Origin of the sequence: Klebsiella planticola ATCC 33531, assembly GCF_000735435.1 — a bacterium.
Lineage (GTDB): Bacteria > Pseudomonadota > Gammaproteobacteria > Enterobacterales > Enterobacteriaceae > Klebsiella > Klebsiella planticola.
The window spans coordinates 24826-46531 of the sequence record NZ_JMPP01000026.1; the positions used below are offsets into that span (position 1 = coordinate 24826).

Sequence of the window (21706 nt, forward strand, 5' to 3'; positions counted from 1 at the left end):
AAATGAATAACTTATGGATAATAAAACGGGTGGAGAGCGCATCAGGTCGCTTGCACGGCGGCGATGAGAAACCTCAGGGAATAAACGCCAGGCCTTTGCCAAAAATTGCCCGGATGGGCAAGGTCATGCCGTGCAGCCGCGCTTTGTTGCGCAGTCGGCTGATCACGACGTCAATGCGGTGTAGCTCCGCCTCAACTTCATCGGGGAAAAGATGCGCGTGCAGATCAACTTTGCGACAGACTTCACTTGGATTGCGCATTAAGCGCGCCATCAGCCGGTGCTCCTGCTGCGTCAGCGGCAGCGCGGTACCGGACGGCGCCACCAGACTTTCCGGCTGCAGAATCCAGGATGAAGAGGCTAATTTCTCGGCTACGGGGGGCGCGGCCGGGGAGCGGGGGTTTTGCTGCATCAGCCGGGCGCCCAGCGCATGGATGGTCTCCGCCAGCACGGAAAAATTGACCGGCTTGATGAGATAGAAATCTGCGCCAAGATTGAACGCCTGCAGTTTATCCTGCTCATGCCCCCTGGCCGTCATCACAATCAGCCCGTATTCGCCAATCTCATGCAGATAATCCAGAACGCTGAAGCCGTCTTCGCCAGGTAAGCCAATATCAACCAGTACAATATCCACCGGGTCGCGATGCAGCTGCCGCCAGAAGGCTTCCGCGCTGTGCACCCCCCATGCGTCGAAGCCGCGAAAGCGCAGGAAGGCCAGCAGTTCATCGAGGAGATCGGCGCTATCTTCAATGATGGCCACGCGTAATGTCATGATTTACCCTTCTGCTGTGGTAGGTCATCCTGGGGCAGCGTGAGCGCAAATTCGCATCCCGTCGGACCGTTGATTGCCAGCCAAAGCTCACCGCCGTGAGCTTGTATGATTTGCCGGGCGACATACAGCCCAAGACCGGTGCCGGCGGGCGTCGCGGTGCGGACTGCGCCGCGCCGGTAACGCTCAAAGATCTGGTCGACATGATCAGCGGCAATACCGGGCCCCTGGTCACGAATCCCAATCTCGCAGCAGTTTGCCTTTGGGCGAATCGCAATTGCAATCTCGCCGGACGGCGTGTACTTCACCGCATTGTCCAGGAGGTTGGCCAGCGCAATGCACAGCAGTGCGCTATCGGCAAAGAGTGGAGGCGAGCGGGTCGTGGCGTCGACGCTGTGCCCGGCCAGCGTGATCGTCAGATAATGATTTGACGAGAGTTCAACCACTGTTGCCGCCATGCGAATGATCGCTAGCAGGTCGGCATTTTGTTTATCGACATGCAGCGCGCTGGATGAGAGCCGGGCATCGGCCAGACAGTTATCGGTTAACTGGACCAGACGTGTGGTGGCGCGCTGCATGCGGTCCAGGCGCGGCCGTTGCGCCGGATCCGGAGAGCATAAGCGCAGGTTCTCCAGCGCGGCCTGAATAACCGAGAGCGGCGTTCTGAATTCGTGCGCCACCATCCCCATAAACTGACGTTGATGAAAGCTTGCTTCGCGTTCGATCTGCAGTTCTCGCGTCAGCTGTTGTTTTTGCACCAGCCTGCGATTTTCGGCCCGTACTCGCCGGACCGCAATGATGAGGACGGTGACAATATGAACAATCAGCGCGTACTGCCAGGCGGAATAGATGGTGTTATGAAAAGGGATCACCCCGTGAATGGAGAGCAGCACCAGCGCGGCGGAGGCCACGTAGACCGGCGGAAGCAGTCCTAACAGCAGCGTATTCAAATCAATGGCTTTGCGTCGCCAGAGCAGCCATGAGGTGATCAGCAGAATCGGAGCGGCAATAAAGAACATCGCCGCCTCGATCTGCATGGCCTGCCCGTAAAAGCCGAGGGGAACGCTGGCGAGAAGCACAATATTGACGCCAATAGCAACGAGCAGCAGCCGGTGCAAGCGCGGCATATTGGTTTTAAGATCAAAAACCTCGCTATGCAACCACAGCGCCGTGGCGTAGCTGAGCAATGACAGGTAGCTGATCATCGCATCCTGCACGGGGAGAACGGCATCGCCAAAAAACCACTCCGGGTAGCCGTGTAGCGCCGCCACCAGCGGATAGTTGAGGGAAAACAGGCAAATTCCCCACAGCAGGCGGCGACGTAACAATAAGGCAAGCCACAGGGCAATTCCGCTGGCAATCGCCGCCAGGCCAAAATAAAAGCTCCAGAATGCGGTATCCCGGGTTGCAGTGCGGACAAACTCCTGGGGGGAAGAGAGCGTCGCCAGCAGGATCAGGGTACTGCTGCTGCGCAGGCGAAAGACCATATCGTATCCCGCGTCGTCAGGGGGCGGCGCTAAAATCAGTACGCTTTCGCGGTAGTCCAGGTCGCTATCGCGGGTCGAGGCATGGTCGCCAAACTCTTTATGCGTCCACGGGAGATTGCTGCCGGCAGGACGGTAGAAAACGCTGAGGTGATCGATAAAGGAGGGGCCGAGCTGCAGCCAGCGAGGTTCACCGTCAAAATCGGCCGCCGGCAGGTGGCTCTTAAACCAGTACGTTTTTGCTGAGTAGCCAAATGACGGGATGCGCTGCCCCGTAGTGAGCGCACTCTCCGGCAGGGCGAGAAATGTCTCCAGCGTCATCGAACCGTCAATGTCGGCAACCCACTGCACGGGAATATCAATGCCAACCTGACGACTTTGCGCCGCAGCGGGGGAAGAAAACATCAGGCTGGTCGCAATGCCAAAGCCGATCCAAAAGAGCACTCTGTAGCTCCAGGCGAGCGAAGCGGCGAGGCCAGGAACGGCGCGTAGATGATTCAAATCTCCCCCTGCGGCATGGATGAATAATGGTGACAGGAATAATCAATCATGTCTGCGACATGCACAGGCGGTCCCCCCGGATGTCGGGAAATAAATGCGAAGTTTCAGACGGCACAGCATTCTGCAGGGGGCGAGGAGATTGTACCAGCGTTATTTGTAACAGGTCATACTGGCCAGACCTGTCCTCTACGCCGCGTCAGACAAGGCATGCGTCGTGATGGTATCCGGCATGACGAGCTCAAAACGGCGTAACATGATGTCGCTTTGGCCATGCGGCGATATAAAACGCTACTGCCGGGGAAACCAGGACGATGATAAAACCGGGGGAGTGCATGTTCGCCTGGCGAGAGTCCATTCCAGGGAAGCTGATTTATGCCATGACGCGATTTTGGGCAGTGGCGTTCCGGGAGGGGGAGCCGCAGGAGAAAACGGGGCAGGGCTGCCCCGTGAACGTTAAGCGAAAACGACCTGCGCCCAGCGGGCCAGACCGGCGGTAACGGAGCCAAAATCATCTCCGCCAGCGATCGGTATACCCGGCAGGTGGGCTGCCAGCGCTTTCTTAATCAGCGGTGAGCGGGCGCTCCCCCCGGTCAGGTAGATCACATCCGGCGTTTCGCGGCTGTTGTCGAGCGCCAACTGAACCTGTTCCATAATACGCGTCAGCGGCTGATTCAACGCGGCTTCCAGCCCCTGTTGGCTGATAGCCGTGGCCAGTTCATTGCCGATAAACGGTAGTCCGGCGGTCACCTGCTCTTGCGCGGAGAGGGCGATTTTACTCTCCTCCGCACTGCGTACCAGGCGATAGCTCAGACGCTGGCGCCAGACTTTCAGCAGCAGCGCGACTTTATCGGCGTCGCGGGCATCACGCAGTAAATCATTGAGCAAGCGACCGTTGGCGCTGCTGTAGAAATCGGTTTGCGCCGGCACATCGTTGATCGCGACGGCGTTCCACCACGGCAGTACCGGTAAGGCGATCCCTTTTTCAGTTTCGCCACCCATCCCCAGCAGCGGCATCAGGCATTTAAAGGCCAGAGCGATGTCGAGATCGTTCCCGCCGACGCGGCAGCCGCTGTGGCCGAGTAAACTTTGCTGGCGATCGGCTTTCTGCCGCCACTGCGGCCCCATCAGCAGCAGCGAACAGTCGGTGGTGCCGCCGCCGATATCGACGACCAGCACCCGTTTTTCTGCGTTGAGCGTCGCTTCGAAATCCAGCCCGGCGGCAACCGGTTCAAACTGGAAAACGACGTCGCGGAAACCGGCGCGCTTCGCCGCGCGCTCGAGGATCCCCTGCGCCTGGGCATTGGCGTCATCGCCACCCAGCCCCTGGAAGTTGATCGGCCGGCCAATTACCGCCTGATCAATGGTTTCCGGAAGCTGCGTCTGCGCCTGCTGTTTAATATGCAGCATCATGGCGCACACCAGATCTTCAAACAGCGCAACCTGCTGCGGCTTCAGGCCGCTGGCGCCGAGGAACGATTTCGGGGATTTAACGAAGTACACTTCTTCCGGATCGTCGACATATTGATGCAGCGAGGCCAGACCAAACTGGACGCTGTTGCCGAGGACATCGATGTCTTCATCGCGGTTATAGTTGATGGCGCGACGCAGCAGCGCCTGGTTTTCAGCGCCGTTGGTCGGCACGTCATGATGGCGATAGAGCCATTCGCTGACCGCTTCGCGGGTTGGCGCCGACAGCATTGACGGCAGCAGCTTGCTGCCGTTTTCCAGCGTTAACAATTGCGGAAGATTATCGCGCATTACGGCAACCGAACAGTTGGCGGTTCCGTAGTCAAAACCAATAAACATGACCTGAAAAATCCCCATGCCAGTGAAGAAGGGGGGCGACTTTAGCGGATTGCCGCCACGGCGACAACTGGAATTTAAAAGCAAGGTATGTCGGACGTGGAGCGTCTATCATTGAGGCAATTAAAGAAGGAGAAATGATGACGCTGTTACCCTGGCACCCCCCCTACGACCCGCAATGGATATTCGGTTTTCTACGCGCCCGTGCGGTGGCGGGTATTGAAACGTTCAGCGAGGGGCGTTACACCCGCAGCTTTTCCCTGGCGGGCCATCGTGGCCTGATCGCGGTTGAGCCCGATATGGCGGCGCAGGGATTACGCGTGACCTTATCTGCCGGCCTGCTGCCGGTGGCCGATGCGTGCCACGATCGGGTTGCGCGCTTGTTTGATTTAGCCTGCGACCCGCATCGGGTGGCCCGGACGCTGGGCACGCTGGCCAGCGCGCGTCCTGGGCTGCGGCTACCGGGATCGCTTGATGCCTTTGAACAAGGGGTACGCGCGGTGCTGGGGCAGCTGGTCAGCGTGGCGATGGCGGCGAAGCTGACGGCAAAAGTGGCGGCGGCTTACGGGGAACCGTTGGCGGAGGCGCCGGAATACCGGCTCTTTCCTGAACCACAAACCCTGGCGCGAGCGGATCCATTAGCGCTTAAAGCTCTGGGGATGTCGCTGCGGCGCGCCGAGGCCCTGATCCATCTGGCGCAGGCGGTGATTGACGGTCAGCTGCCGCTGACGGCGCCGGACGACATTGAGGCCGGGATGAAACAGCTGCAAACGCTGCCTGGTATCGGCCGCTGGACCGCCAGCTATTTTGCCCTACGCGGCTGGCAGGCGAAGGACATTTTTCTGCCGGATGATTACCTGATTAAGCAGCGGTTTAGCGGCATGACCCCGGCGCGTATTGCCCGTTACGCCAGCCGCTGGCAGCCGTGGCGTTCCTATGCGTTATTGCATATCTGGTATAGCGAAGGATGGGCGCCGACGGAGGAATAGCCATGCAGGGCGCATATCACTGGTATCGACGCGCTGAAATCCCTATAATTGCCGCGTTTGACGGTCAAACGTCACCCTTCCAATACATGAAATTATTCGAGATGCGCCTCAAAACTCGTTAGCGTTTTGAACAAACCCCACAGGGGCGAGGCTGCAAGCCGAGTCACGCGGCGGCAGCTCGAAGGGTTATGTGTATATACATCCAGGTTAATCAGGTCGCAAAAAAGTTATGACTGATACGTCTCATCAGTGCGTCATTATAGGTATCGCCGGCGCATCGGCTTCGGGAAAAAGTCTTATCGCCAGCACGCTGTATCGCGAATTGCGCGAACAGGTTGGTGATGAACATATTGGCGTTATTCCGGAAGACAGCTACTACAAAGATCAAAGTCATTTGTCGATGGAAGAGCGTGTTAAAACGAACTATGACCATCCCAGCTCGATGGATCACAGTTTACTGTTTCAACATTTGCAGATGTTGAAAAGCGGCCAGCCGATTGAATTACCGGTTTACAGCTACGTTGAACATACGCGTATGCCGGAAACGATCCACATCGAACCGAAAAAAGTGATCATCCTCGAAGGAATTTTATTGCTGACGGATGTTCGCCTGCGCAATGAGCTGAGCTTCTCTATCTTCGTTGATACGCCGCTGGATATCTGCCTGATGCGCCGCATCAAGCGCGATGTGAATGAACGCGGGCGCTCGATGGACTCAGTGATGGCGCAATATCAGAAAACGGTTCGTCCGATGTTCCTGCAGTTTATTGACCCTTCCAAGCAGTATGCCGACATTATTGTGCCGCGCGGCGGTAAAAACCGCATCGCGATTGATATTCTGAAGGCAAAAATCAGTCAGTTCTTTGAATAACACAGACGAATTGTGTAACGTGCAAAGAGAACCCAAATTGCCCTTAGCCCCGGAAGGTGTAGGGGCGCGATGCCATAAAGGAGAGAGCTCATGCGTCTGTGCGACCGAGATATAGAAGCCTGGTTGGATGAGGGGCGGCTATCTATCAGCCCGCGCCCGCCCATTGAACGTATTAACGGCGCGACCGTCGACGTTCGGCTGGGGAATAAATTCCGCACGTTTCGCGGCCACACGGCGCCCTTTATCGATCTGAGCGGGCCAAAAGCAGAAGTGACCGCGGCGCTGGATCGGGTGATGAGCGAAGAGATCGTGCTGCCGGAAGGCGAAGCCTTCTATCTGCATCCGGGAGAGCTGGCGCTGGCGGTGACCTATGAGTCGGTGACGCTACCGGCCGATCTGGTCGGCTGGCTGGACGGACGCTCCTCTCTGGCGCGTCTGGGACTGATGGTGCACGTCACCGCTCACCGTATCGATCCCGGCTGGTCTGGCTGCATCGTGCTCGAGTTCTTCAACTCCGGCAAGCTGCCGCTGGCGCTGCGTCCGGGGATGCCGATCGGCGCACTGAGCTTTGAACCGCTGTCAGGCCCTGCGGCACGGCCCTATAACCGCCGTGAAGACGCCAAATATCGCGACCAGCAGGGCGCGGTGGCGAGTCGAATCGACAAGGATTGATAACGTAAGCGGTGTACTGAGGGTGCCATGAGACGAATTCTGACGACGCTGATGATCTTGCTGGCGGTGGTTGTCGCCGGGCTGACCGCGTTGGTATTGCTGGTCAATCCCAACGATTTTCGCGCCTATATGGTGCATAAGGTGGCGGAACGTAGCGGTTATCAGCTCGAACTCGATGGCCCGCTGCGCTGGCACGTCTGGCCGCAGCTGAGTATTCTTTCCGGCCGCATGACGCTGACGGCACCGGGGGCGGCTGAACCGGTGGTGCGCGCGGACAATATGCGTCTTGATGTCGCCCTTATGCCGCTGATTTCTCATCAGCTGCAGGTCAAACAGGTGATGCTCAAGGGAGCGGTCATTCAGCTGACGCCGAAGACCGAAGCCGTACGCGGCCAGGATGCGCCGGTGGTTCCTCACGACAATTCGCTGCCGCTGGTGGCGGAAGACAGCGGCTGGTCCTACGACGTGCGGCAGCTGCAGGTGGTGGACAGCGTCCTCTTTTTCCAGCATGAAGATGGCGAACAGGTGACCGTGCGCGATATTCGCCTGCAGATGGATCAAGATGAACATCATCACGCGACGCTCGACTTTGCCGGGCGAATCAACCGCGACCAGCGCGATCTGGCGCTCTCTTTCACCGCCGAGGTTCAGGGCGGTGACTATCCACACTCTCTGAAGGCTGACATCTCCCGGCTCGACTGGCAGCTGCGCGGCGCCGAGCTGCCGGCTGACGGCGTGAGCGGGCAGGGCAGTATGCAGGCGAACTGGCAGGAGGACGAGAAAAAGCTGAGCTTTGATAACCTCAATCTGACGGCGAACGGCAGCACGATTGCCGGCAGCGCCAGCGTGATTTTAGGTGACCGGGCCGACTGGAACCTCAATCTTCATGCCACGACTCTTGACCTCGACACTCTGCTGACGCACGGTTCTCCGGCAACGGATTCTGGCGCCAGCCAGCAGGGACAAAGCCAGCCGAGGCAGCTGCGCCCGGTGATTGCCGACAGCGATATTCAGGAAGATTACAACAGCCTGCGCGGATTTACCGCCCATATGGCGCTGACGGCCGACCAGCTTCAGTGGCGTGGGATGACCTTTACTCAGGTGAAAAGCGACATCAGTAACCAGCTCGGACTGCTGACCATCAACCAGCTTCAGGGCGAACTGGATGGCGGCCTGATATCGTTGCCCGGCACCCTTGACGCGCGGGGAGAGACATCGCAAGCCTCCTTCCAGCCCAAACTGGATAACGTTGAGATTGCCACCATCCTGAAAGCATTTAACTATTCGCTCAATCTGACCGGTAAGCTCTCGTTAACCGGGGATTTCTCCGGTGAAAAAATTGATGCCGACGATTTCCGTCGTCGCTGGCAAGGAGATGCGCAGATACAGATGGCGAATACCCGCACCGAAGGGCTTAACTTCCAGCAGCTCGTGCAGCAAGCCGTTGAGCGCAGCACCAATGTGCAGGCGCAGGAAAATTACGACAACGCGACCCGCCTCGACTCCATGAGCAGCGAGCTGCAGCTGGCGCAGGGACAGGTCACGTTGCAAAGCCTGCAGGGGCAATCAGAGATGATGGCGCTGACCGGGCAGGGCGACCTGAATTTATTGAAAGAAGAGTGCGATATGCGCTTTAACGTGCGCGTGCTGGGCGGCTGGAAAGGCGAAAGCAAGCTTATCGACAAGCTCAAACAGACCGCGATTCCGCTACGTATCTACGGAAAATGGCAGGCGCTGAGCTATAGCCTGCAGGTCGACCAGGTGCTGCGTAAACAGCTGCAGGATGAAGCTAAACAGCGGCTTAATGACTGGATTGAGCGCAATAAAAACACCCAGGACGGGAAAGAAGTGAAGAAGCTGCTTGAGAAACACTAACCAGGATTGACCGGCGGAGCGACTTTACGGGCCCGGATGGCGGCGCAAACGCCTTATCCGGGCGACCTGAACGCACTCTCCCTGTAGCCCCGGTAAGCGTAGCGCCACCGGGGGCAAGCAGACAGATGCAGGTTGAAAGGTTATCGCGGTGGTTTTCCCGGATAGCGGCGCAAACGCCTTATCCGGGTTACCCGAGCGGACTCTCCCTGTAGCCCCGGTAAGCGTAGCGCCACCGGGGAAGCAGTCTGATGCAGGTTGAAAGGTTATCACGGTGGTTTTCCCGGTTAGCGGCGCAAACGCCTTATCCGGGCTACCCGAGCGGACTCTCTCTGTAGCCCCGGTAAGCGTAGCGCCACCGGGGAGTATCTGCCGACTGCGGGGATTACACTTCGTAGCTCAGCTCATCTTCCCGCGGCGGCGGGATAATCTGCACTTTCTGTACCCGGTGACTCTCGACCTGCAGCGTGCGTACGATGTAGTCGCCGATTTTCACCTCTTCACCCGCTTCAGGGACATGCTGCAGATTTTCCATTAACAGACCGGCAATCGTGTGATACTCGCGTTTATCATCGAGCGGCAGGGGAATGTACTGCACTAAATCTTCCAGCGGCATATGCCCATTGGCGGTCCAGCTGCCGTCAGGATTTTTCGCGATATCGTGGCGGGCATCAATCTCTTCAGCCTCGTTGGGTAAATTGCCGGCGATGGTTTCCATGACATCGCTCAGGGTCACCACCCCCTCAACGGAACCAAACTCGTCCACCACAAAGGCGAAATGGGTCCTGGCATGGCGGAACTGCTCCAGTGCCGGCAGCAGAGGCAACGTCTCAGGGAACACCAGCGGCTGACGCAGCAGGACGCGCAGGTCGAGCGGTTCATGGCGCAGCGATTGCTGTAACAGGTCGATGACGTGAACCACGCCGAGCAGATCTTCATCATCATTTCCGCCGGTGACGACCAGCCGGGTGTGCTGGTTTTTCTCCAGCAAGGCGCGGATTTCCTCCTCCGGTGCGCTAAGGTCTATATGCTCGATATCATGGCGCGAGGTCATAATACTGCTGACGGTGCGCTGGTTGAGATTAAGCACCCGCCCAATCATCCGGCGTTCCTGGGGGTTGAACAGCGGGTTATCGGCCTGGCTGTCGATCAGCGCGGCCGTATCGCTACTGAGCTCGGCATGTTCTTTATGCCCACTGAGTAAATTCATCACCGCTTCGGTCGTGCGCTGGCGTAGCGTGAGATTGGCGGAGAGGAAGCGACGGCGGTTGAACAGCGCCAGCTGGTTCAGCGACTCAATGATGACGGAGAAGCCGATGGCCGCATACAGATAACCTTTCGGGATGGGGAACCCAAACCCTTCGGCAATCAGGCTGAAACCAATCATCAGCAGGAAACTCAGACAGAGAATAACGATAGTCGGGTGGCTGTTGACAAACCGCGTCAGCGCTTTGCTGGCGAGCAGCATCAAACTCATGGCAATAACCACCGCCGCCATCATCACCGCCAGATGGTCGACCATGCCTACGGCGGTGATCACCGAATCGAGGGAGAAAATGGCATCCAGTACCACAATCTGAGCGACCACCCCCCAGAACCTCGCGCCCTTGCGCTGAACCGGATTATCGCTGTCTTTGCCCTCCAGCCGTTCATTCAGCTCAACGGTGGCTTTAAACAGCAGGAATAACCCACCAGACAACATAATCAAATCTCGCGCGCTAAAGCTGAGGTCGTGGTAGGTGAACAGCGGTGTGGTCAGGGTGACCAGCCAGGATATCGAGGCGAGCAGCAGCAGACGCATCAGCATCGCCAGCAGCAGGCCAATCACCCGCGCGCGGTCACGCTGAGTCGGAGGGAGTTTTTCCGCGAGGATCGCGATAAAAACAAGGTTATCAATACCGAGGACCAGCTCTATAACCACCAACGTTATGAGACCGGCCCAAATTGAGGGGTCGGCAATCCATTCCATCATTAGTTAAAACCTATACTACCTGAGAGTGCCATCCGACGATCATGGATAAGCGACAGATAAATTGCAATATATTCTCGTCTTATGACGTCGGGCGGGTACAGCTGCGGGAGAAATGCTGCGGATCGCAATATTAGACTGCATGAATTATAGACGCGCGAGCTTATTTTTTATGCAAATAAGCTTATTAATAAAAGGCATGACTGTGGACGACTGAATATAAACTTGCAAAAAGTGTACTGGATCAATAATGCCGGTTATTGCTCTCTCTGGTCGCATAGCGGTATGAAAATCAGACGGATTCAGACGCCGGGGGTAAACGCCCAATTCAATTACTTAATCGTAGCGATCCAGTTTTTGATACTACTGAATGTCGTGGCTTGCAAAATATCTTGTTTAATCAGACGATATCAGTAGCTTTTAATCAGGTGTAAAAGTCAGTGCCGATGGATGATATGGATAGCGGGCAAGAGGCGAAGGAGGGCATGATGAGCGCAGCGGTGAGCTTTCTGCGCTATTTTCTATTGAAAATAGCGCCTGAAGATTATTTTTATGAATTATGGACCGGCGATCATAAGAATAAATCCTCTTTTTCCCTACGTTTTGAGAATTATCCAGATGTATCCTCTGCAGTATTCTCTACCGGGAATGCAGCGATAAGTCCTGCTGGTGGTACGAGAACAGAAGAAAATCCTGAGGCAGGGCGCTATATGGTATCTGTGTCATCAGAATTTTCTTAAACCGCTCTGTCGGACCTAATACTTTGCGTGTATTCTCTGATGAAACATGTAGTTTCGGAATTTTGCTGGAAGTCGGACTGAGAGCAAAACGGTAATATCACAGATTGATACCAGGAGAACCTGTAATCAGGTGGGTATCGAAGATTTATCACTATATGGGTGGATATGAGAATGGCAAGTTTGAAAGCAGTTATTCCGGTAGCCGGATTGGGGATGCATATGTTGCCGGCCACCAAGGCGATTCCGAAGGAGATGCTGCCAATCGTTGATAAGCCAATGGTTCAGTATATCGTCGACGAGATTGTGGCTGCAGGCATCAAGGAGATTGTACTGGTTACCCACTCGTCTAAGAATGCCGTGGAAAACCATTTCGATACCTCCTATGAACTGGAAGCGCTGCTTGAGCAGCGTGTCAAACGTCAGTTGCTGGCTGAGGTACAGGCAATCTGCCCGCCGGGCGTGACCATCATGAACGTACGCCAGGCGCAGCCGCTGGGACTGGGACACTCCATTCTCTGCGCGCGCCCGATCGTCGGTGATAACCCGTTTGTTGTGGTGCTGCCGGACATCGTTCTGGATGATGCCAGCGCTGACCCGCTGCGCTATAACCTGGCAGCCATGGTGGCCCGCTTTAACGAAACCGGGCGTAGTCAGGTGCTGGCCAAGAGAATGGACGGCGACCTGTCGGAGTATTCGGTGATCCAGACCAAAGACCCGCTGAATGTGGAAGGGCAGATTGGCAGAATCGTTGAGTTTATCGAGAAGCCTGACGAGCCGCAGACGCTGGATTCCGATCTGATGGCCGTAGGGCGCTATGTTCTTTCCGCCGATGTGTGGGCTGAGCTGGAACGCACTCAACCTGGCGCATGGGGACGTATTCAGCTGACCGATGCGATCGCTGAACTGGCGAAGAAGCAGCCCGTTGACGCCATGTTAATGACCGGCGAAAGCTACGACTGCGGGAAAAAAATGGGCTATATGCAGGCCTTCGTAAACTACGGGCTGCGTAACCATAAAGAAGGCACGAAATTCCGCGAGAGCATTAAGAAGTTACTCGCGTAAATAGGCTCTACCGGATTTCAGAAGTATGAAAATGTAGGGTTTACAGAAGTATGTGGCATAAGACCGCGATGTTGCATGCTTCTGTAGACAGCCCTGCTGATTAAAACAGCATATTTTAGACAAATATTAATCAATATAAATCAGATGGTTATGCTGATTTGCTGAAACACACTTAATGTGTAAACAAAAAGCGACTTCAGAGACATCTGGTTGTTGTGCTGGCCCTCCTGTGATGGAATGGTCGGAGTAGCATAATTTTATGTTTGCTAATAATGAGTTAGTCAGAATCTTCTTAAAAAAATATGCATGTCGCTGGCTGTCATAAAAAAATAAAACTTGACTGAGATCATGCTTACGCATTAAACAACAGTGATGCATGCATAAAAATGTGAAGTTATCGGATGTGTATGCCCATAACAACGTCATGGACAAAGGCGCTGCGAACTGGAAAATCGTCAAAGGATGAAAAATAAATGAACTGGCAGTGGGTCTCTTTTTTTGGCGATAGTACCGTGCTGTTACCCAGCGCGGCAGCAGTGTTCATGGTTTTATTTCTGCGCAGGCCTTCCAGACAGATTGCCTGGCAGTGGGGATTGCTGTTTGGTATTACCGGCGCCATCGTCAGTGCGTCAAAACTGGCTTTTATGGGCTGGGGCATCGGCATCCGTGAGCTCGATTTCACTGGTTTTAGCGGGCACACCGCTTTATCTACCGCCTTCTGGCCCATTTTCTTATGGCTGCTCTGTGCCCGCGGTAGCGTTGCTTTACGCCGGGCTGCCATGGTTATAGGGTATTTGCTGGCTATCCTCGTGGGGTATTCCCGTCTGGCGATTCATGCCCATTCCCCATCTGAAGTGATTGCCGGGCTGCTGCTTGGCGCCTGCGGTAGCGCGCTGTTTCTGCTGCTGCAGCGGAATTCGTCGCGCGTGGCCGATGTGCAACTCTCCTGGAGCGGGGTGCTCAGTCTGATTATCATCCCCGTCGTGCTGCTAAATACCGGCGCTAAAGCGCCAACTCAGTCTCTGCTGGGTGAAATAGCCGTTAAGCTGGGTCCGCTGGAAAAGCCTTTTACCCGCGCGGATTTGCATAAGCGTTTTTACTGAGTGTGCTGCTGACGATGAATAAGTCCAGAGAAAATAATAGAATCAGTCCCGGTTTCGTACATTCATATTCGTGAAATAAATAGTTGCTACTACATTCTGCAGCAATATTTTTGCTGACACAGGAAATAACGTGGCTGAGAACAATCCTAAATAGGCAGGCCGCCCCTTATTCTTGAAATTAAATTATGTTTGTCAAGTATAAAAAATGAATGGCAGGTATTAATTTTTGTAGTTGACGGAAGTGACGAGAATTAGCGTGGTTAATATACTCATCCAATAAAAGTCTTAAAAAACATAGTCTTGCTTTGGTTTTGGTGCGTGATTATGCATCTTGAGCTGGATCGATGAGATATTATTAAACAATCTTATTGAGGTGTCGTCCGCTTGTCGGAGGAGTCAGATTAGGTTGCTTTGATAAGCGAATAGTTGTCATTTTTACTCCCATTTGCCGGCAGAATCTCGTAAACTTGATGCCGCAAAAAATATTGTCAATGACTAATAATCACGCGGGCACTGTGCCAGCAAAAATGTATAAATGAAGTACAGTGCATTGGTAGCTGTTAAGCCAAGGGCGGTAGCGTATCGAAACCGTCAGCGTCAATTCTGCAGTCATCTTCTATATGTTCGAAATTCCTAAAACCGGCTGCGACGGATGATTATCCGCAAGCACCGTATATAATCGGCAATCTTTCTGACTCTACAGCGTGTTATCCCTCTGGCCAACTTGAGATAGCTCATGTCCATGGTGGGGTGGTGATCGGTGTGAGGGGCGTCGCTGGCGTTGTGACTGTTGCACTGATAATTCAAATAGTGCGTGGCTGATTACGTTCAAAGGTACTGCTTATTGCATCATCACTGCTGAACAAACATACTACGACTGGCGTCTGCGTGCGCCCTCTAAACTCATATTTCCCCATGACTCGCCAGCTTGCGGAAACGGGGCTAAAAATGGATCTTGTATAATGATGAAAATCGCGCGTCTTGCACTTGCTTTGGGGCTGTTGACATCGGTGAGTGCGCAGGTTTATGCCTCTGGTCTGGTACTCAATGATAACGAACTGCGTAACGATCTCTCCTGGCTTTCTGACCGGGGAGTTATCCAGCTTAGCCTTTCGACCTGGCCCCTGAGCCAGGAAGAGATTACCCGGGCGTTAAAAAAGGCTAAACCCTCCTATTCTTCTGAACAGGTGGTGCTGGCGCGTATTAATCAGCGGCTTTCCTCATTGAAGGCTGATTTCCGCGTCAGCGGCTACACCTCTACCGATCAGCCGGGAACCCCGCAGGGCTTTGCGCAAAGCCAACCGGCGGATAACTCGCTATCGCTGTCCTTTAATAACAGCGGCGACTGGTGGGATGTTCATCTGCAGGGCAATGTGGAAGGCGGTGAGCGTATCAGCAACGGCTCCCGGTTCAATGCCAACGGCGCGTACGGCGCGGTGAAGTTCTGGAACCAGTGGCTGTCGTTCGGCCAGATGCCGCAGTGGTGGGGGCCTGGCTATGAAGGAAGCCTTATCCGCGGCGATGCTGCGAGGCCAATGACCGGATTCCTGATGCAGCGCGCTGAACAGGTGGCCCCGGAAACCTGGTGGTTGCGCTGGATTGGCCCCTGGCAGTACCAGATTTCCGCCAGCCAGATGAACCAGTACACGGCGGTACCGCATGCCAAGATTATCGGCGGCCGTTTGACCTTCTCCCCGTTCCAGTCTCTGGAACTGGGGGCTTCACGTATTATGCAGTGGGGAGGAGAGGGGCGCCCTCAATCATTTAGCAGTTTCTGGGATGGTTTCACTGGGCATGATAATACCGGTACTGCTAATGAACCCGGTAACCAGCTGGCGGGATTTGATTTTAAACTGAAGCTCGAGCCAACCCTGGGCTGGCCGGTGAGCCTGTATGGCCAGATGATTGGGGAAGATGAATCCGGCTATCTGCCTTCAGCTAATATGTATCTGGGCGGAATTGAAGGGCACCACGGCTGGGGGAAAGATGCGGTCAACTGGTATGTAGAAGCGCATGATACACGCTCAAATATGAGTAGAACAAATTATAGTTATAACCACCATATTTATACCGATGGTTATTATCAGCAGGGTTATCCGCTAGGCGATGCTATGGGGGGCGACGGTCAGCTGTTTGCCGGTAAAGTTGAACTGGTTACCGAAGATAATCAGCGCTGGAGCACACGCCTGGTCTATGCCAAGGTGAATCCTAAAGATCAATCAATTAATAAAGCATTCCCGCATGCAGATACATTGAAAGGTGTACAACTGGGCTGGAGTGGGGATGTCTATAAGACTGTCCGCCTGAACACCTCGCTGTGGTATACCAATGCTGACCATAGCGATAGCGATGATGTTGGCGCAAGCGCCGGGATCGAGATCCCATTTAGTCTATAGGCTGAATGCTACAGCAAAATCAGAGAATGGACTTCAGTCTACCATTGTCTGCATGAAGCCAGCCGGGGACAAACTGGCGGATGCTATGTAGCTCAGAAATAAGAAATTTTAGTTTACTGATGATGTGACACTATGAAGAAAAAAATGGTTAGATTTTCGGCTTTAGCATTGGCAATAGGGCTGTTAGCGGGTTGTACTATTATGCCAGGACAGGGGTTAAATAGCCTGCGTAAGAATGTTGTTGAGTTACCCGATAGCGATTACGATCTGGATAAGTTGGTCAATGTTTACCCGATGACACCAGGGCTGATCGATCAGCTACGTACGCCTACGGTGATGGCGCAGCCAAATCCGCAACTGGATAATTTACTCAAAAGCTACGAGTATCGTATCGGCGTTGGCGATGTACTAATGGTGACAGTGTGGGATCATCCAGAACTTACGACTCCGGCAGGGCAGTATCGTAGTGCGAGTGATACCGGCAACTGGGTAAATGCGGATGGTACTATTTTCTATCCGTATATCGGCAAAGTGCAGGTGGCAGGCAAAACATTAAGTGAAGTCAGACAAATCATTGCCAGCCGTTTGACAACATATATTGAAAGTCCTCAGGTGGATATCAGTGTAGCTGCTTTCCGTTCGCAAAAAGCATATGTTACTGGCGAAGTTATCAAATCTGGGCAGCAGCCAATTACTAATATTCCTTTAACGGTAATGGATGCTATTAATGCGGCAGGTGGGTTGGCTCCTGATGCTGATTGGCGAAATGTTGTTTTGACGCATAATGGTAAAGATACCAAAATTTCTTTGTATGCATTGATGCAGAAAGGTGATTTGACACAGAATCATCTCTTGTATCCCGGAGATATCCTGTTCATACCTCGTAATGACGACCTTAAAGTCTTTGTTATGGGCGAAGTTGGCAAACAAAGTACCATGAAAATGGACCGCAGTGGCATGACGCTGGCTGAAGCATTAGGCAATGCTGAAGGTATATCCCAGGCAATGAGTGATGCAACTGGAGTCTTTGTTGTTCGCCAGTTAAAAGGAGATAAGCAGGGAAAAATTGCCAATATATACCAGCTTAATGCACAGGATGCTTCTGCTATGGTGTTAGGTACTGAATTCCAGTTACAACCATATGATATTGTCTACGTTACTACTGCACCATTGGTTCGTTGGAATCGTGTTGTGTCTCAGTTGGTACCGACAATTACTGGAGTCCATGACATGACAGAAACTGCACGCTTCATTAAATCGTGGCCATAATTATGTTTGAATCAATTTTAGTAGTTTGTACCGGTAACATATGTCGTTCTCCTATCGGAGAACGATTTTTACGCCGAGCATTACCTAATAAAAAAATAGATTCGGCGGGTACGGGAGCTCTTGTTGATCATATTGCTGATTCTAGTGCTATTAAAGTTGCTGCGATGCATGGTCTCTCATTAGAGGGACATAGGGGGCAACAGTTTACTGCTCGACTTGGTCGACAATATGATTTAATTCTTGTAATGGAACGATCACATATAGAACAAATAGGGCATATTGCACCTGAGGTCAGGGGTAAAACAATGTTATTTGGTCATTGGCTTAATCAAAGAGATATACCTGATCCATATAGGAAGAGTGAAGAGGCCTTTTTATCTGTATATAAGCTAATAGAGCAGGCCGGAAAACTTTGGACACAAAAGTTAGGTGCATAATTCAGGAAAATTAGAATGACATCAGCTATTAACAAAACGACATCTAAAGATGATGAAGGGATCGACTTAGGTCGTCTTTTGGGTGAGCTAATTGATCATCGAAAACTCATCTTATCAGTAACTTCACTTTTCACATTGTTTGCTTTATTGTATGCAATTTTCGCTACACCAATATATCAGGCGGATGCTCTTGTTCAGGTTGAACAGAAGCAGGCTAATGCTATACTGAGCAATCTCAGCCAAATGTTGCCAAACAGTCAACCACAATCTGCACCAGAGATAACATTACTTGGTTCGCGGATGATACTAGGAAAAACAGTGGATGACCTTAATTTGCAAATAAGAGTCAAACAGGAGTTTTTCCCTATTTTTGGTCGTGGTTTAGCAAGATTTATGGGGGATAAACCAGGTGTTATATCAATTTCACGATTATATATTCCGCAGGTTGATGGTGATGAAGCTCCGAAAATTAAACTCACAGTAAAAGATGAAAATAATTATATTATAGACATTGGTGATAAAACATTTAATGGGAAAGTCGGTGTTCTTTTTGAAGCATCAGGAGTTACACTGAAAGTTGATGAAATAAAAGCCAGTCCAGATTCTGAGTTCTCGATTGTATATATTAGCAGATTAAAAGCTATAAGTGATTTGCAAGAATCATTGGAAGTGGCAGATCAAGGAAAAGATACAGGAATGCTTGGTATTTCTTTAACAGGAGATAATCCAGAGTTAATAGAAAAAATTGTTGACAGCATTAGCAATAATTATTTGGCACAAAACATCGCTCGTCAAGCAGCCCAAGATGCCAAAAGCCTAGATTTTCTAAATCAACAATTACCGCAAGTGCGTAGTGATCTTGATATGGCTGAAGGTAGACTAAATAAATATCGTCAGCAAAACGATTCCGTCGATTTATCACTTGAAGCCAAATCTGTACTTGATCAAATAGTAAATGTTGATAATCAGCTTAATCAATTGACTTTTCGTGAGTCAGAAATTTCACAGTTGTATACTAAGGAGCATCCAACTTATAAGGCTTTAATGGAGAAAAGGAAAACATTACAGGACGAAAAAGCAAAGTTAAACAAAAGAGTGTCGGCAATGCCTGAAACTCAACAAGAAATATTAAGATTAAGTCGAGATGTTGAATCTGGACGTGCAGTATATATGCAGTTATTAAATCGTCAACAAGAGTTAAGTATTTCCAAATCTAGCGCGATTGGTAATGTTAGAATAATTGATAATGCAGTAACAGAACTAAAACCTGTAAAACCGAAGAAAGTATTAATTGTTCTAATTGGAATTATATTTGGCGGAATTGTATCAATTGGATTAGTGTTATTACGAGTCTTCTTAAGAAGAGGCATTGAAACACCTGAGCAGCTAGAAGAGCTTGGTATTAATGTTTACGCAAGTATTCCGGTTGCAGAAGCTTATAGTAATAATATAGTTCAACCGAAATGGTCAAAGAAAGTACAAAATGAAATACAGGGTTTTCTGGCAGTAGATAATCCAGCGGATTTAGCAATTGAAGCTATACGAGGTTTACGTACAAGTCTTCATTTTGCAATGATGGAAGCCAGAAATAATGTTCTTATGATCTCTGGTGCTAGTCCAAATGCAGGTAAAACATTTGTAAGTTCAAATTTAGCAGCAGTAATTTCCCAGACTGGGAAAAAAGTGCTATTTATAGATACTGACATGAGAAAAGGATATACTCATAAGTTATTTAATCAAAACAATGAAAACGGTCTGTCAGATATTTTGGTCGGAAACATAGAGTCAAGCAAAGCTATTAAAAGGATCATTTCGGCTGATTTTGATTACATTTCAAGAGGTATGGTGCCTCCGAATCCAGCAGAGTTGTTAATGCATCGCCGGTTTGGTGAGTTAATTAGTTGGGCAAGTGCAAACTATGACATTGTAGTATTAGATACTCCACCTATACTTGCAGTAACTGATGCTGCCGTAATTGGTCATTACGTCGGTACTACGCTGCTAGTTGCGCGCTTTGAGGAAAATACTGTCAAAGAGATAGACGTTAGTATTAAGCGCTTTGAAAACGCAGGCATAGCTGTAAAAGGGTGCATTTTGAACGGTGTTGTAAAAAAAGCAAGTAGCTACTATGGCTATGGATATAGCCATTATGGCTATTCATATAAAGACAATAAATAGAATTCACTTCGATATAAACAGGGAAGTTTTCCCTGTTTATATCGGTCTACATAAATATAAATAAAAAACAAACAGGTTAAATATAAATCTCAAGAGAGGGGATTATGACGCTCTTTGTCAGGAATATTATCGTCAGTATTGCATTAGCAGTATCTGATTTCCTTGCTTTTACAATATCACTATATATATCAGCTGGATTATTATCTGTTACAGTAAATAATTATGAAGAATATTTCCCGGAAAATCAGATAGAAGGATGGATTGCCTTACATTGGTTACTAGCATTCTGCTGTGTTGGCTGGTATTCCATGAGGCTTAGACATTACTTTTATCGTAAGACTTTCTGGTTTGAACTAAAAGAAATACTGCGGACGCTTGTTATTTTTGCAATAATTGAAATTGCAGTTATGGCATTTACAACGTGGACATTCTCACGCTTATTATGGCTTTTAACATGGATTTTAATTTTAATATTGGTTCCTATAGCGCGGATGGGAATAAAACGAGTTTTGGACTTTTTTAATCTATGGCAGCGTGATACTTGGATTATTGGTAGTGGTGAGAATGCAAAAGAGGCATACAAAGCAATAAGCAGCGAAAGGAATTTAGGATTGGAAGTTGTTGGGTTTATCTCTAGTCCAGGGGGAGTGGTTTCAGGTGAAAAAATAGATGGAATATCTGTTTTGCCAAATGATATAAATTGGCTGTCAACCAAAGATCCCAAAACACAATTTATCGTAGCAGTAGAATCTGATCAAAGCGAAATAAGAAATACGTGGTTGCGTAATTTTATGATTAAGGGCTATAGATTTGTTTCTGTGATTCCTACATTACGCGGAATGCCGTTAGATAGCACAGATATGTCATTTATCTTTAGCCATGAAGTTATGATTTTTAGGGTTCAACAAAATCTCGCGAAATGGTCTTCAAGAATTTTAAAACGTATCTTTGATATAGTCGGCTCGCTGTCTATTATTATTATTTTATCGCCGATGCTAGTATATATAAGTAGTAAAGTTAAAAAGGATGGGGGGCCGTCAATATATGGGCATGAGCGAATTGGTAAAGGTGGGAAATCATTTAAATGCTTAAAATTTCGTTCAATGGTCATAAACTCTAAAGAAGTTCTGGAGGAACTTTTATCTCACGATGCTGAAGCAAAAAAGGAGTGGGATGCAACATTCAAACTAAAAAATGATCCACGAATTACTAAAATTGGAAGTTTCTTACGTCGGACTAGTCTCGATGAGTTACCTCAACTATTCAATGTGTTGAAAGGTGAAATGAGTTTGGTTGGCCCACGGCCTATTATTACTGCTGAACTCGAAAGATATAACGATGAAGTTGATTATTACCTCCTAAGTAAACCTGGGATGACTGGCTTGTGGCAGGTGAGTGGTCGTAGCGATGTAGACTACGAGACTCGAGTATACCTTGATGCATGGTATGTTAAAAACTGGTCTATGTGGAATGATATCGCCATTCTCTTTAAGACTATTGGTGTTGTATTGAAAAAGGATGGTGCGTATTAAGCATATCCTTAAGAATAGTAGATAAAGAGTTTTTATATGAGATACTATGTTGCAATACCTAC

The 21706-nt window shown here is 50.7% G+C and carries 16 protein-coding genes; 12 read left to right on the forward strand and 4 right to left on the reverse strand.

The genetic code is table 11. The features are described from left to right. Nucleotides 1-73: 73 nt before the first annotated feature. From GRPL_RS13370 to yegD, 3 genes are all read right to left on the reverse strand, one after another. Nucleotides 74-769 (reverse strand): response regulator transcription factor, encoded by a 696-nt coding sequence (locus tag GRPL_RS13370; protein WP_032686761.1) that lies wholly within the window; start codon nt 767-769, stop codon nt 74-76. Then, nucleotides 766-2655, reverse strand: a complete 1890-nt coding sequence (locus GRPL_RS13365; protein ID WP_032699172.1) for a sensor histidine kinase — start codon at nt 2653-2655, stop codon at nt 766-768. Before GRPL_RS13365 ends, GRPL_RS13370 begins: the two co-directional genes overlap by 4 nt. 549 nt (nt 2656-3204) lie before the next feature. Continuing rightward, a complete protein-coding gene (gene yegD, locus GRPL_RS13360; protein WP_004864597.1) occupies nt 3205-4557 on the reverse strand; it encodes a molecular chaperone in 1353 nt (450 codons plus the stop codon). A gap of 137 nt (nt 4558-4694) precedes the next feature. On the opposite strand from yegD, the gene alkA reads away from it, so the two are divergent. The 4 genes from alkA to asmA all read left to right on the forward strand — a co-directional run bounded on the left by alkA (nt 4695) and on the right by asmA (nt 8961). Beyond that, entirely contained in the window at nt 4695-5543 is an 849-nt protein-coding gene (gene alkA, locus GRPL_RS13355) for a DNA-3-methyladenine glycosylase 2 (RefSeq protein WP_032699165.1), read from the forward strand. A 229-nt stretch (nt 5544-5772) separates the two neighbouring features. Further along, nucleotides 5773-6414: a uridine kinase gene (gene udk, locus GRPL_RS13350; RefSeq protein WP_004864593.1), complete on the forward strand. Its 642-nt coding sequence runs from the start codon at nt 5773-5775 to the stop codon at nt 6412-6414. A 90-nt stretch (nt 6415-6504) separates the two neighbouring features. Beyond that, nucleotides 6505-7086, forward strand: a complete 582-nt coding sequence (dcd, locus tag GRPL_RS13345) for a dCTP deaminase (RefSeq protein ID WP_004864592.1) — start codon at nt 6505-6507, stop codon at nt 7084-7086. Between the two features lie 27 nt (nt 7087-7113). Further along, nucleotides 7114-8961, forward strand: a complete 1848-nt coding sequence (gene asmA, locus GRPL_RS13340; protein ID WP_032686763.1) for an outer membrane assembly protein AsmA — start codon at nt 7114-7116, stop codon at nt 8959-8961. Nucleotides 8962-9343: 382 nt separating this feature from the next. On the opposite strand, the gene GRPL_RS13335 is transcribed toward asmA, so the two are convergent. Further along, nucleotides 9344-10927, reverse strand: a complete 1584-nt coding sequence (locus GRPL_RS13335) for a TerC family protein (RefSeq protein WP_032699174.1) — start codon at nt 10925-10927, stop codon at nt 9344-9346. Between the two features lie 440 nt (nt 10928-11367). Between GRPL_RS13335 and GRPL_RS27745 the strand changes: the two genes are divergently transcribed. The 8 genes from GRPL_RS27745 (at nt 11368) to wbaP (ending at nt 21644) form a co-directional block, all read left to right on the forward strand. Beyond that, nucleotides 11368-11667 carry a hypothetical protein gene (locus GRPL_RS27745; protein WP_152631961.1) on the forward strand — a complete coding sequence of 100 codons (300 nt, stop codon included), beginning with the start codon at nt 11368-11370 and terminating at the stop codon, nt 11665-11667. A gap of 165 nt (nt 11668-11832) precedes the next feature. After that, the gene (gene galF, locus GRPL_RS13330) at nt 11833-12729 is read left to right on the forward strand and encodes a UTP--glucose-1-phosphate uridylyltransferase GalF (protein ID WP_071999960.1); all 897 of its coding nucleotides are present in this window, start codon (nt 11833-11835) and stop codon (nt 12727-12729) included. A 473-nt stretch (nt 12730-13202) separates the two neighbouring features. After that, entirely contained in the window at nt 13203-13832 is a 630-nt protein-coding gene (locus tag GRPL_RS13325) for a phosphatase PAP2 family protein (protein WP_032699166.1), read from the forward strand. 962 nt (nt 13833-14794) lie between these two features. Further along, nucleotides 14795-16228: a capsule assembly Wzi family protein gene (locus GRPL_RS13320; RefSeq protein WP_032699168.1), complete on the forward strand. Its 1434-nt coding sequence runs from the start codon at nt 14795-14797 to the stop codon at nt 16226-16228. A 132-nt stretch (nt 16229-16360) separates the two neighbouring features. Continuing rightward, complete coding sequence (locus GRPL_RS13315; protein WP_032699169.1) at nt 16361-17497, forward strand: polysaccharide export protein; 1137 nt, start codon at nt 16361-16363, stop codon at nt 17495-17497. A 2-nt stretch (nt 17498-17499) separates the two neighbouring features. After that, nucleotides 17500-17934, forward strand: coding sequence for an arsenate reductase/protein-tyrosine-phosphatase family protein (locus GRPL_RS26825; protein WP_072010673.1), 435 nt, complete (start codon nt 17500-17502; stop codon nt 17932-17934). A gap of 15 nt (nt 17935-17949) precedes the next feature. Then, nucleotides 17950-20112, forward strand: coding sequence for a polysaccharide biosynthesis tyrosine autokinase (locus GRPL_RS13310; RefSeq protein ID WP_032699170.1), 2163 nt, complete (start codon nt 17950-17952; stop codon nt 20110-20112). 104 nt (nt 20113-20216) lie between these two features. Continuing rightward, a complete protein-coding gene (gene wbaP / locus GRPL_RS13305; protein ID WP_032699171.1) occupies nt 20217-21644 on the forward strand; it encodes an undecaprenyl-phosphate galactose phosphotransferase WbaP in 1428 nt (475 codons plus the stop codon). The last annotated feature ends 62 nt before the right edge of the window (nt 21645-21706 follow it).